This is a genomic window from Pseudomonas sp. ICMP22404 (genome assembly GCF_006227205.1).
GTDB lineage: Bacteria > Pseudomonadota > Gammaproteobacteria > Pseudomonadales > Pseudomonadaceae > Aquipseudomonas.
In genome coordinates this window covers 178262-191773 of sequence record NZ_VCNG01000006.1, presented here as the reverse complement: position 1 = coordinate 191773, position 13512 = coordinate 178262, and the positions used below count along the sequence as shown (strand labels likewise).

Below are 13512 nucleotides of genomic sequence, written 5' to 3'. Positions count from 1 at the left end.
TCTCAGGTTGAGGATGTCCTGTTCGCCGAGGACGCTTCCAAAGTGTCGTTCTCGTCTTCGGTCATGCCATACCACCCCAGGTAATGCTGGCGTCGCCAATAGCCCATGGCGGTAATGGTCAATGTCGGGCGGCCCAATGGGTCATAGAACTGCTGGTCGCAATAGCCGAAGCGACGGAACGATTGATCGTTGATATAGCGATGGCCATCGGCGAAGTACGGCCGATAGACCCGTACCGCCAAGCCTTTGTTGTTGTATTCGACCCGTTCACTGACCCGCCAGCGCTCGGCGGCCGGCGCCGTCACGGGCTGATCACCGTCCAGCACCAGACTGCCGTCGGGTGCGATCTTGTAGGCATCGCCGGGCTCGACCTTCTGCTTGGTCTGCAATATTCGCCCAAAGCCGTCCCAGCATTGCACGGCGATGCGGATCTTGCGTGCTGGGTTGTCCGGGGGCTGCGGATAGCGGTCGGCTTGCAGGACAGCGACGTGTACCGGTTCATGACGCTGCATCCAACTGAATGGATCGCGAAAACACACACTCGCCGCGCCTTGTATTGCCGCGTCCGGGTCAGCGATGGCTTGGACCGGCAGGCTGACAATGGGTTGATACTCGTCTATCGGATCGAAACCGATCTCCATGCCGCGCTCGGTACCCCGGAAGCTGCTGGCCGAGAGGTCGCCAAAGCCGTCAAAACAAGCCTCCCGGATATTCTGATTCGGATCGACGATACGACGGGGCAACAGGAACCGATAGTCCACGGCATCCACGCGGGTGCTGCAACCGTCGGCGGTGGTGACAATCACCGGCAGACAGTGATAGGGGTCAAAGATGATCTGCGTCGGGCCCTGGCTTTCGGTCGGCCGGGCACTGCTCATCCGATAGAAACCGTCCAGTCCGGCGTAAGTCATGAAGCCCTTGCGGAGCGACCAGAGCACCCTCTGGGGCTCCTCCGGTAGCACAGCTTCCAGGCGCCGATAACCCAACCCGGTCAGTTTGTCCGCCAGCGCCTCCGGATCGAGCACCGATGCGTAGGCGCGCAACGCCTCCTCATCCAGCTCCGCAGACTCCTGATAATCGACCAACGCTTCGAAACTGGCCTGTCCCACCGGCAACGTCTGGCCCGCCTGCTGATAACGCTGTACGGATAACTGAGTCAGCGCTCGCTGGAAATCGCCGCGAGGCGGCGCGTTAAGAAGGTCGCCCAAGGCCTCATAGGAAATATTCTCCGGTATCAGGGCGGACTTCGGCAGTACCAGGGCGTTGGCACGGGACAGATAGGGCAAAGCCAGGCGCCAGGCTTGTGGATCATCCAGGTGAATGTACTCGGCGCGCTGTTCATTCAGGTAATAGTAGCGCTGCGCTTCATCGTGTGCCGCCCGCCACCAGGTGCGTTCATGGGTCTCGCTGAACGGAGGCTCATCATCGGCTGACTTACGTCGGGCATAGTCGACCGTCACCTCGTGGATGAGCCCACCGTAACGGTCCCAGGCCAGGTTGATATGGTGCCGGCACAAAGGGTCGTCGGGCTGGCGCTCATAGGTGTAGGCAACAGACTCCAGTTCCAGCGGTTCCATACGGCAATAAGGTTGATGCTCGTTGCGCGGTTGCCACCGACGGACGGCGTATCGGTATTGCTGCACCGAATAGGGTCTGGCGGATAACGGGTCCGCGCTGTCGAGCGCGAAGACCTCGTCGCGCAATGGCAGGCCAGCCAGCACGTAAGCCATGTCATGCAGGGTCGGTGCATCGGCATTGTCGATGATTTCGTCAGGTGCAGGGTGTTGCGGTGCCAGCAACAAGGCAGGCCCCAAGACTCGGGCAGCACTGTCGGAGTGATCATAGTCCCGCCCGGGCAGGTCTGGCATCCGCCCGGTATGGAACCAGCGCTTACGCAATACCGGTGCGGTAAAACCTGTCCGTTTCGCTTCGTCGCCACTGACCTCGCTGTCGCCTTGCAACACCAGGCCAAAGCCACGAAACTCGCGTTCCTGTCCATCGTAGTAGCCCTGGCGATACTGGAAACGTTGGGTCAGGCGATTGCCGGTAATTTCATCGAGCTGGGTCTGCTCGACGGTTACCGGTAGCGGAAACGGCACGCGGCATTCGACCTCCCGTCCCTCCGTCAGCAGTGCCTGTTTTTCATCCAGCCATTCCTGAGCCGAACTGCGATAGATCACCTCCCCCACCGCGCCCATATTGTTGTTGGTGCTGTGCAGCAGATACGGCTTGGCCTGGACGAAGTCACAGCGCCAATGCCGCGGTTTCATGTGCGGGACAGTCAGCACCAGACTGGAACAACCCAGCCCTTGCAGGTCGGCGGCACTGACCTGGCACAGCCGGTCATAGCGCACCCCCGGTGGCCAGGGTTGGATGCGCGGAGTGCTCTCAAAGCCCATGCCGGTGCGGTTCATGAAAATCTCGACATGCTCTGAGGTCAGATAGATCAGGTCCGTCGCGCCGGAACCGTCCAGGTCGGCCAGTAACACCCGCGAAGCATCGAAAGACGCTTTGGTATAAGGCAGCCTGCCGAGGCGAAAGCCCGGATCGAAACGCCCATGGCCACGATTGGGCCAACAGACGATTTCATTGTGGCGAACACGCACCAGATGCTGCTGGCCACTGCCCAGTACATCGCTGAAGGCCACCAGCTCAGTCTGCGCCTGGCTAAACAACGGGAGCCGATCCTGGGGAGCGGTTTCGGCGCGATGCGGGGTTTGCTTGCCTGAGGCGAACCCCGCCTCCCGGCGATTGCCATACAAACGCACGCTGCGAGGCCCGATCATTGCCAGGTCGGACAAGCCGCTGCCCATCAGGTCGGTCAGTTGGCTTTGCGGATGAAAGAATTCCCGGGGGAACGTATCGAACGTGACGAACTCGGACCAGCTGCGATCCGGGTTGAGGGTAAAAAAACCGCTCACCCCAGGTTGCGCCACCACCCAGTCCAAGCGGCCATCGCCGGTGAGGTCCATCAGCGACTGGCGAACCGACTTGCGGCCGTCCATCACTGGAATGCCCTCCAATCGTCGCCACGAATCGTAGGAGACGTCGTCTTGGGCCAGCGTCGACTGTGCACGCAGGGGCTCACGGTAATACCAAGCCTTGTCACCGCGGTACAACACCCCTGGCATACCCTCGCCGTAAAGGTCGACCAGCTGATACCGCTGCCCATCGTTCAAGCCAGGCATGGCATCGAAGGTTGCGTAACCGCTGTTATCGGGTGAGAACGGCGAATAATCGAACATCACCGGCGGGCGAGACTCGAGTTGCCCTTGCTCGTCAACGCCTTGCAAGTGGGCCGCGCACAGCAGGTTGTAGCCCAGCTCGGTGGTCCGGTATTCGAACAACAACCGTCGTACCAACAACGGCTCACCACCCAACGGTGCAAAACGGTGGAACATCAACACCTGCCGACAGAGACGCAGGTTACCCAATAGGAACCCATAGCCATAGGTCGCAAAAGGATCGCTGCGCACAGGCCACTCACCAGTTGGCTCATACCCAGGAATGGTTTCCAGTTCGGTACTGCGCTCGCCGTAATCGAAAATCAGATCGAAATGCCACTGCGCCTGTTCCATCTGTTTCGGCGCCCAGTGATAAAGGTGTTCACAAGCCGTGACATTGCCGTAACGCACCCGACTCAGATAACACTGGGCCCGAAAGTCCCGCGGCGTGTCCTCGGGCATTCCTGCGTGGTCTTCACCGGCATACTCATAAAGAATATGTTCGCCGTGGGGGTTCAGGCTTTCCTCCAGCAGCCACTCACCGACACGCAGGGGGTCCTCCAGGTCAGTACTGCGCGAGGAGCTGTTGAAGCCATACAGGTGCAGGCTGCCGTCAGCGCCATGAGTAAGCCAGAATCCTGGGAAGTCATCCGCCGAACGCCAATGCTCGATGCGTTCGAAGGCCCCCTCGCTCCTGGGAAAGTAGCGCGCGACCTGGTAATCCGCCCCCAATTCCAGGCCCCGGTAGCTGTGCACAGGGGTCCGGATGATTGTCCCGGCATCATCGCGCTCCGCCAGCCAGACCGTGCCGTCGGGCCCCAGCATCACGTCATCGTCCGTGTAATCCGGCACGCCTTTGCTGGTTCGCCGGGCCACGCAGCCAAGCGAGAACACCCAGCCGATGCCGAACAGGCTATTTCCCGCACTGCTTCCATAGCCAAGGGTCAGGGGCGGGGCGAAACCGCGTCCCGGGGAAATCGGCAGCGGCAAGTCGAAGGAGGCCTTGCCGCTGAAGCCGACCTCCCCCCAACTTTTGCCGAGACTCTGGATGGCGCCTCCGCCCTTGGGCAATGACGGAGGTAGGATGCTAATGCCTTCCGGTTGGTCCATCGCCTGGCTCCGAGCGGATATGCTGAAGCCAATGTGAGCGCAATCCGGATAAGCATCTACTGTCAGAGTTCACAGTTTTTTAGCGATTAACGAGATAAGACGGGCGCGCATTGGCATATCCGGTCAGTGGGATCATGGGACGGCGATCCCACTGACCTGCGCTAGAACCACGTCTCCATCTGAATCCCGTACTGCCAGACACCACCTGCGTTGAAATCCGTCTTGCCGAACGAATCCGAAGCACTGTAGCGGTCCAGATCCGAAGACCAGTTCATGACGCTCGCGAACACCCGCAATTCAGGACGGGTGAGCAGGTCGCCCAAGTCCGGCTTGAATGTTGGTGCAACGGTGAATTTCCAAAAATTGCCGTCCACCGCGTTACGCTGCTTGTAGCCCTTGGGATCGAGGTCCATGGTCTGCCAGCTCATCTCGTAGGCCATTTCGAAATTGCTGTTGATCTCGTTGGCCAGTCGCACGTTCAGGGTCATCCAGCGGTAGTCATCTCCCTTGACGTAGCGGTCCTTGCTCTGCTCGGCCAGCAAGCTAGGGCCAATGCGCCAGCCGGGCGCAATCGGGGTTTCACCGTAAACCGCCAGGCGCAGGGCCCGGGCTTCGTCGATCAGCTCACCGTCCGCACCGATGTTCTTGACCTCCGCGCCCAGGCCTTGCCCATAGAGCAGCGCCGTCTTGAAGAAGCCTTCGCGGCCAAAAAAAGTGCGCTGATGATTCGCGATCATGCTGTGCAGGCCGGAATCCGCCGGGGCCAGGCCCGCTTCATTGGTGCGGGTGCTGAAGTCGTTTTTCTTCGAGCCGATGCCATTGAACATCCACTGCCACTCTCCGTTGGCGAAAAACTGGTTGGAGGTCAGGACATAGCTCTCCACGTCCGCATTGACCCCTCCCTCACTGAAGTCCCCGTAATTGCGCCCGATCAGCGAGTAGTTCGAGCGCCAGTCCTTGTTCATCTGCACGTCGTAGATGCCACCGCCGGTACCGGCCAGGTAAACGACGTCCGAATCCAGCCAATGGATATCGAAGTTGTCCCGGTCGAATCGCTTGCCTGCCCACAGGGTGGCCTTCTCGAACATCGGGTTGCCCTTGAACGCGGCGAGATGGTCGAGTTCGGTAAACACCTGACGCACGTTCAGGTTGCTTTCTTCGGCGGTCCAGTCATTGGAACTTTCCACGCCATCGGCAATGGAAACGGTGAATTTGGAACGGGTGCCATTCTGCGCATACAGCTCTTTCGAAAGGTCGATGCGCATGTAGGTGTCGTCCTCGTTGCCCAGTCGTCCGACCGCGCCACCCACGGAACCGGCCGGCGTCGTATAGGGACCGCCGCGCCCTCCCCCCAGCCCATCGTTGATCAGCAATCCCGAGCGGGCGTAGCCCTTGAAGCTAAACCCGTCGGAGAGGTGCCCGCCGCTGCCCGCCTTTTCCAGGTTTTGCTGATTGGCTTCAAGTTTTGCCAACCGCGCGTCCAAAGTGGGCGCCACGGGAGTGCTCGCAACGGAGGCCGTCGGTTGCAAGCCAGGATGAGTGAGCTTGAGTTGCTGCAGTTCCCTGGCGAGAGCCTGGGCCTGCTGTTCGGCTGCGGCGGCGCGCTTTTCCGCTGCGCTGGTGCGGGCTTCGAAGGCAGCCATGCGCTCTTCCAGCGTCGCGGCCTGGACAGTCGCCGCCGAGGTTCCGAGCACGCCTGCAATGAGCCAGCTTGATGCTTTCTGCATGTGGATTTCCCTGTTTTGTTTTTATTGTTCTGTCTTGCGAGCGACCTTTTTTCCATGGAGGACCAATTGTCACGTTCCACGAAAAAAAGGATGCCTCATCGCAAATACGCTGCTACATTTGGCGATGTTAACGTTAACTTTTATAAAAACAAAAATAAAGAGGGCTTTATGAAACGACTCAAATCGCTCCTTCCAGCAGCGCTGTTCAGCGCTTTTGCCGGGCTTCCCTGCCTTTCCAGCGCAGCCGATCTGACGATCTCCTGCGGCGCGGTGGGTGCGGAGTTGCAACTGTGCAAAGAGGCTGTCGAGGCCTGGTCGAAACAGACCGGCCACAGCGTCGACGTGGTTTCCACGCCAAACTCGGCAACCGAGCGGTTGTCGTTCTACCAGCAGATCCTCAGTGCGCAGTCCAGCGACATCGACATCATCCAGATCGACATGGTGTGGCCGGGGATGCTGGCCAACCACTTGATGGATTTGCGCGAGGTGCTCCCCGCCAACGCGACCCAAGGCTACTTCCAGGCCCAGGTGGATAACGCCACGGTGAACGGGCGGCTGGTCACGATGCCGTGGTTCACCGACTCGGGGCTGTTGTATTACCGCAAGGACTTGCTCGATAAGTACGACAAGCAGGTCCCCCAGACCTGGGAGGAAATGACCGCTACCGCCAGGGCTGTGCAACAGGCAGAGCGCAACGCCGGAAATGCCAATGCATGGGGTTACGTCTTCCAGGGGCGTGCCTATGAGGGCCTGACGTGCAACGCGCTGGAGTGGATCAGCAGTCAACCGGACGGCGGCCTGGTCAATCCGCAAGGCGACATCGTGGTCAATAACCAGGCCTCAAGGGCTGCGCTGACGCTGGCGAAAAGCTGGGTAGGCGATATCTCTCCCCGTGGCGTGCTCAATTACACCGAAGAGGAAGGACGTGGGGTATTCCAGTCGGGCAATGCCCTGTTCATGCGCAACTGGCCGTATGCCTGGGCCCTGGTGCAAAGTCCGGACAGTGCGGTGAAGGACAAGGTCGGCATCGCACCCCTGCCCCGTGGTGGCGCGTCCGGCAGCCATGCTTCCACCCTCGGTGGCTGGGGCCTGGCGATATCGCGCTACAGCGCCAGGCCCAAGCTCGCCGCGGAACTGGTGAGTTACCTGACCAGCGCCCAACAACAGAGACATCGTGCGCTGGTGGGTGCCTACAACCCGGTTATCGAGTCGCTCTACCAAGACCCTGAACTGCTCGCGGCCATGCCGTATTACAGTCAGTTGCACAACATCCTGAACGATGGGGTCATGCGCCCCGCCGCCATCACTGCCGCCCGCTATCCCCGGGTCTCCAATGCGTTCTTCGATCAAGTCCACGGAGTCCTGGCTGGAGAGTTGCCGGTCGATCAGGCGCTGGTCGACCTGGAAAGCGAACTCACGCGCATCAAACGCCGGAACTGGTAAGCCACAAGGAAGGAAATCACCATGTCTGTCTCTTCTGTCCACGCGCCCTGCGCCGAGCATCTGCCCGCCCGGGAAACGCCGGTACAACGCCGCCGAGTACGCGCCGCCTGGCTGTTCCTGGCGCCGATGCTGCTGTGCCTGACCTTGGTAGCGGCCTGGCCGCTGCTGCGTACGTTCTGGTTCAGCCTGACCGACGCCAGCCTCGCGGATACCACGGGCGGCACCTTTGTGGGCCTGAGCAATTACCTGTACTACAGCGGCTCCGGCTGGTCCGGCGTGCTGGTGGATCCCCAGTGGTGGAACGCGGTGCGCAACACCCTGCATTTCACCGTGGTGTCGGTGGGACTGGAAATGGTCCTGGGGCTGCTGGTGGCACTGTTGCTCAACATCAAGTTCACCGGGCGCGCCCTGGTGCGGGCGTTGATCCTGATTCCCTGGGCGATTCCGACCATTGTCTCGGCGAAGATCTGGTCATGGATGCTCAACGACCAGTTCGGCATCATCAATCACCTGATGCTGGGCCTTGGTCTGATTGACGCGCCCCTGGCCTGGACGGCAGACGCGCAGCTGTCGATGTGGGCGGTGATTATCGTCGACGTCTGGAAGACCGTCCCTTTTGTCACGCTGTTGATGCTGGCTGCCTTGCAGATGTTGCCGGGCGATTGCTACGAAGCCGCACGGGTCGATGGCATCCATCCGTTAAAAGTGTTCTGGCGGGTCACCCTGCCATTGCTGCTGCCGGCGCTGCTGGTGGCAGCGATCTTCCGCATTCTCGACGCCTTGCGGGTGTTCGATGTCATCTATGTGCTGACCTCGAATTCGTCGAGCACCATGAGCATGTCGGTCTACGCCCGCCAGCACCTGGTGGAGTTCCAGGACGTCGGTTACGGCAGCGCCGCCTCGAGTCTGCTGTTCCTGGTCGTGGCAGTGATCGCCATCGTCTATCTGTACCTCGGACGCCGCCAGATGGAGGTCCGCTCATGAATCGGCGACTGCTGAAAAAAGCGCTGTTGCGCCTCGGGTTCTGGTGCCTGATCGGGATCCTGCTGCTGTATGCGGTCTTCCCTTTCTACTACGCCATCGTCACGTCGCTGAAGTCATCCACGGCCTTGTTCCAGGTGAGCTACTGGATCGACAACCCCGACTTTTCCAACTATGCCGCAGTACTCCAGCAAGCCTCGTTCCTGCGGGCCATCGGCAATTCGCTGGTGGTTTCGCTATGCGTGGTCGCGCTGGCGCTGTTCCTCAGCCTGACGGCTGCCTATGCGCTGGGCAGGGTCAAGTTTCGTGGCCGAGGCACGGTGTTGATGCTGGTCCTGGGCGTGTCGATGTTTCCTCAGGTCGCCGTGCTGTCCGGGCTGTTCGAGGTGATCCGGGCCCTGGGCCTCTACAACACGTCCTGGGCGCTGATCCTGAGCTACACGATTTTCACCTTGCCCTTCACCGTCTGGGTGCTGACGACCTTCATGGGACAACTGCCCCACGAGCTGGAAGAGGCGGCAATCATGGACGGTGCGTCGCCCTGGGTCACGCTGACCCGGGTGCTGCTGCCGCTGCTCTGGCCGGCACTGGTCACCACCGGCCTGCTGGCCTTCATTGCAGCCTGGAACGAATTCCTGTTCGCCCTGACGTTCACCCTGACCGACACCCAACGCACGGTCCCGGTCGCCATCGCCCTGATTTCCGGCGGCAGCTCCCATGAACTGCCTTGGGGGTTGCTGATGGCGGCGTCGGTGCTGGTCACCGTCCCACTGGTCATCCTGGTGCTGATCTTCCAACGCCGGATCGTTTCCGGACTCACCGCTGGCGCGTTGAAGGGCTGAGGCCCCATAAAGACAAGGAACCCTATCGTGAGCAAATTGAAACTGCACAACGTGAACAAACAATTGGGCGGCGCGCGCATTCTGCGCGACGTCAGCCTGGACATCGCGGCGGGTGAGTTCGTGGTGTTCGTCGGCCCGTCCGGTTGCGGAAAATCGACCTTGCTACGCCTGATCGCCGGACTGGACTCGATCTGTGACGGTGACCTGCTGATCGACGGACGCCGGGTCAACGACCTGGAACCCCGTGAGCGTGGCGTTGGCATGGTGTTCCAGTCGTATGCGCTGTACCCGCACATGACCGTCTACGACAACATCAGTTTCGGGCTCAAACTGGCCAAGACCGAAAAGACCAGCCTGCGCGAGCGCGTGCTGAAAACCGCGCAGATCCTGCAACTGGACAAGCTCCTGCAACGCAAGCCAAAGGAGTTGTCGGGCGGACAGCGTCAGCGGGTGGCCATGGGCAGGGCCATGGCGAGGGAACCGGACATCCTGTTGTTCGACGAACCGCTGTCCAACCTGGATGCCTCCCTGCGCGTGCAGATGCGCAACGAAATCGCCCGGTTGCACGCCCGGCTGGGTTCGACCGTGATCTACGTCACCCACGATCAGGTCGAGGCGATGACCCTGGCCGACAAAATTGTCGTGCTCAACGGTGGTCGCATCGAGCAGGTCGGCTCGCCGCGTGAACTTTACGAGCGCCCGGCCAGCCGCTTTGTCGCCGGTTTCCTGGGCTCGCCCAGGATGAATTTTCTTGCGGCGTTTCTGCATGCGCCAGGGGAAACCAGCCTGGTGGAAAGCTTTGTGTTGGGCAAGGCATCCCTACCCTTCGACAGCTCCGGCCTCGCGGCGGACACCCAACTGAGCCTGGGGATCCGCCCGGAACACGTGACGCTGGAAGCCGCGCCAGGATCCGCTGGCGTGGTCGTGACCGGGGTCGAATACCTCGGTAGCGAAACCTATGTGCACATCGATACCGGCCAGGACGAGCCGCTGATCTGTCGTTGCGAGGTGAACGCAGGCTGGCAGGTCGGCGACCGGGTCAAACTGCGCCTGGAAACCGACAATCTGCACCTGTTCGATACCGACGGGGTGGCCTTGAAGCGTCACGCCCTTGAAACCCTGCCCGATGGCGTGCCACTGCGCCCGGCCCCCGCAGGCGCCCTATGACCTTGTCTTTGAATACCATGAACGCACCTATGCCCCCTGCAACCCTGTCCCCGGCCCTTGAACATGCACAGCAGGCGCTGAGCGATGGCCTGTCCCGCGTCATCCAGGATTACCGACCCGACTATCATCTTGCCCCTGTGGCGGGCTGGATGAACGACCCTAACGGAGTGGTGTACTTTCGCGGCGAATACCATGTGTTCTATCAACACCACCCCTTCGAAGCGAAATGGGGACCAATGTATTGGGGCCACGCCAAGAGCGCCGACCTGGTTCATTGGCAGCATCTGCCCATCGCTCTGGCGCCAGGCGACGACTTCGACCGTGACGGCTGCTTTTCCGGCAGTGCGGTGGTGTGCGGGGACACCCTGGCGCTGATCTACACCGGGCATGCGTGGCTGGGGGATGTGGGGGATGAACGCCTGATCCGACAAGTCCAGTGCCTGGCCACCAGTACCGACGGCATCCACTTCGTCAAGCACGGCGCGGTGATCGAGCGCCCACCCGAGAACACGATAATGCACTTTCGTGATCCCAAGGTCTGGAAGCAGGATGACCATTGGTACCTGATTGCCGGCGCCCGCCTGGGCGACACACCACTGCTGCCGCTGTACCGCTCGACGGATCTGCACGCCTGGGAGTTCCTTGATTATGTCGACCAGGGCGAGGAAGGCGATGGTTATATGTGGGAATGTCCGGATCTGTTTCGACTGGGCGGACGCGATGTGCTGCTGTATTCCCCCCAGGGCATGCATCCCCAGGGTTACGAACGTCTCAACAAGTACCAGACCGGTTACCGGGTAGGCCGGCTCGACAGCGATTGGCACTTCACCGGCGGGCCCTTTATCGAACTGGATAATGGCCATGATTTCTACGCCGCGCAAACGCTGGAGGCCGCCGATGGGCGACGCCTGGTGTGGGCGTGGCTCGACATGTGGGAGAGCCCGATGCCGAGCCAGGCGCATCACTGGTGCGGCATGCTCGGCCTGCCTCGCGAGCTTGAGTTGCAGGCCGATCGCTTGCGCGTGTTTCCGGCGCGGGAGCTGACGGCCTTGCGCCAGGCGCCGCTTCTCGGCACGTCGCCGTGGGCCGGTCCGGGCACTCAATGGTTATCGCACATCAGCGGCGACCGGCTCGAGCTCCTGGTGCACCTGGACCTGCTGGGCTGCACCGACGGTCACCTGGGCGTCGCCTTGCGCTGCAGCACTGATGACGAAAGCGCTGAACAAACCCTGCTCTACTACGATGGGGCGTTGCAACGCCTGGTACTGGATCGCAGTCGCTCGGGGGCGCAAGTCGACGGTCAGCGCAGCGTGCCGATAGACCCGTCACTTGAGCAGTTGGAGTTGCGGGTGTTTCTTGATCGTTCATCCATAGAGGTGTTTGACCAGAGCGGACGCTTCAGCCTCAGCAGCCGCCTCTATCCCCGCTCCGACAGCCTGGGAGTGAAGTTGCTGGCCAGCGGGAACGGCGGACACGTCTCCATTCCCAGGGCATGGCCGCTGGGATCAGGCTGGCTATGAACGGTCGCGAGAAGCCCGGACCCTGTGTCATGATTGCCCGTCAACCTGACGGGCCCCACTTCGCATGACTTCAGTGAAAGACGTTGCACAACTGGCCGGCGTGTCCCTGATGACGGTTTCCAGAGCGCTCAACAATCCGGAAAAACTGAGCGCCGAAACCCTTCAGCGGGTAAGGAGCGCCATTGATGAGTTGCAGTTCGTACCGAGCCTGTCGGCACGCAGAATGCGTGGCGATAACCTCCAGGCACGGACCATCGGTGTGTTCGCCCTGGACACTGCGACCACGCCGTTCGCGGTCGAGCTGCTGCTGTCCATCGAACAGACCGCGCAGCAGGCAGGCTGGAACGTCTTCATCCTCAACCTGTTGAACAACCCGCCCACCGACCAGGACATCGACCTGATGCTCTCGCACCGTCCCGACGGGTTGATCTTCAGTGCCATGGGGTTGCGCCAGGTGAGCATTCCCGAGCGCCTGAAGAGCAAACCGCTGGTGCTCGCCAACTGCCTGGAGGATGACGGTCGTCTGGTCAGTTATGTGCCCGATGACGAGACCGGCCAGCATCGCGCCGTGCATCACGCCTTGAGCCAGGGCTATCGACGCCCGCTGTGCATCAATCTGCCAAAACGCAGCCTTGCCTGGGGTCTGCGACAGGTCGGGCTGCAGCGTGCCTGCCAGGCATTCGGGCTGCCTCCCGAAGCACTGCTGCAATACGACCTTTCCGATCACGATGCCTATGGTGAAACCGCCACCATTCTTGACCGGCACATCGTCGACGGCCGCCCCGAGTTCGACATCCTGATCTGCGGCAACGACCGCATTGCTTTTTGTGCCTATCAGTTGCTGTTGGGCCGTGGCCTGAAGATTCCCGGCGACGTGGCCGTGCTCGGCTATGACAACATGATCGGCATCGCCGAACTGTTCATCCCGCCCCTGACCACGGTGCAACTGCCGTACTACGAGATCGGCCGTCAGGCCGCCCGGCACCTGATCGAAACGCTTGAGGTCACGGGCACCCAGCCAGTGGATTGCCCGTTGGTGATCAGGGCGTCGCTCTAGACCGACACCCCGTTCGCCCCCCTACTTCGCACCTTCGCAGTTGACCATCCAGGCAATCCCGAAACGGTCTTCGAACATGGCGAAACGTTCCGCCCAGAAAGTCTTTGCCAACGGCATGTGCACGCTGCCCCCCGCACTCAAGCCATTGAACAGTCGCTCGGCCTCGGCCACGCTGTCGACATTGAGGGACACCGAAACACCCTGCGGCTTGCGGTAAGGCTGGCCCGGCGGACAATCGGAGGCCATCAGGCTGAAGTCGCCGACGGTCAGGCAGGTATGCAGGATCAGGTTGTTGTCCTTGGGCATGCCCGTTTCTTCAGGCGCTTCGGCAAAGGTCATGGAAAACTGCTCACCGCCCAGCACGTCCTTGTACAGCGCGAAGGCTTCCTTGCAGTTACCGTTGAAGGTCAGGTAAGGAATGATTCTCATGGTCGGATCTCC

At 61.0% G+C, this 13512-nt stretch carries 9 protein-coding genes; 6 read left to right on the top strand and 3 right to left on the bottom strand.

Features of this window, described 5'->3' with window-relative positions; genetic code table 11:
* Positions 1 to 2: 2 nt before the first annotated feature.
* Together FGE05_RS13250 and FGE05_RS13245 are read right to left on the bottom strand one after the other, a co-directional pair.
* A complete protein-coding gene (locus FGE05_RS13250) occupies positions 3 to 4334 on the bottom strand; it encodes a SpvB/TcaC N-terminal domain-containing protein (RefSeq protein WP_139645562.1) in 4332 nt (1443 codons plus the stop codon).
* A gap of 161 nt (positions 4335 to 4495) precedes the next feature.
* The gene (locus FGE05_RS13245; protein ID WP_139645560.1) at positions 4496 to 6061 is read right to left on the bottom strand and encodes a carbohydrate porin; all 1566 of its coding nucleotides are present in this window, start codon (positions 6059 to 6061) and stop codon (positions 4496 to 4498) included.
* A 168-nt stretch (positions 6062 to 6229) separates the two neighbouring features.
* Here FGE05_RS13245 and FGE05_RS13240 point away from each other — a divergent pair, with 168 nt between their 5' ends.
* From FGE05_RS13240 to FGE05_RS13215, 6 genes are all read left to right on the top strand, one after another.
* On the top strand, positions 6230 to 7504 hold the full coding sequence (locus FGE05_RS13240; RefSeq protein ID WP_139645558.1) for an ABC transporter substrate-binding protein: 1275 nt from the start codon (positions 6230 to 6232) through the stop codon (positions 7502 to 7504).
* Positions 7505 to 7525: 21 nt separating this feature from the next.
* Positions 7526 to 8488, top strand: a complete 963-nt coding sequence (locus FGE05_RS13235; protein WP_139645556.1) for a carbohydrate ABC transporter permease — start codon at positions 7526 to 7528, stop codon at positions 8486 to 8488.
* The gene (locus tag FGE05_RS13230) at positions 8485 to 9327 is read left to right on the top strand and encodes a carbohydrate ABC transporter permease (protein ID WP_024778552.1); all 843 of its coding nucleotides are present in this window, start codon (positions 8485 to 8487) and stop codon (positions 9325 to 9327) included. Before FGE05_RS13235 ends, FGE05_RS13230 begins: the two co-directional genes overlap by 4 nt.
* Before the next feature lie 27 nt (positions 9328 to 9354).
* Complete coding sequence (locus FGE05_RS13225) at positions 9355 to 10494, top strand: ABC transporter ATP-binding protein (protein WP_139645554.1); 1140 nt, start codon at positions 9355 to 9357, stop codon at positions 10492 to 10494.
* Entirely contained in the window at positions 10491 to 12014 is a 1524-nt protein-coding gene (locus FGE05_RS13220; RefSeq protein WP_139645552.1) for a glycoside hydrolase family 32 protein, read from the top strand. Before FGE05_RS13225 ends, FGE05_RS13220 begins: the two co-directional genes overlap by 4 nt.
* A 64-nt stretch (positions 12015 to 12078) precedes the next feature.
* The gene (locus FGE05_RS13215; protein ID WP_139645550.1) at positions 12079 to 13071 is read left to right on the top strand and encodes a LacI family DNA-binding transcriptional regulator; all 993 of its coding nucleotides are present in this window, start codon (positions 12079 to 12081) and stop codon (positions 13069 to 13071) included.
* A 21-nt stretch (positions 13072 to 13092) separates the two neighbouring features.
* Here the strand turns inward: FGE05_RS13215 and FGE05_RS13210 are convergent, their stop codons facing one another.
* On the bottom strand, positions 13093 to 13500 hold the full coding sequence (locus FGE05_RS13210; RefSeq protein ID WP_139645548.1) for a VOC family protein: 408 nt from the start codon (positions 13498 to 13500) through the stop codon (positions 13093 to 13095).
* Positions 13501 to 13512 lie beyond the last annotated feature (12 nt).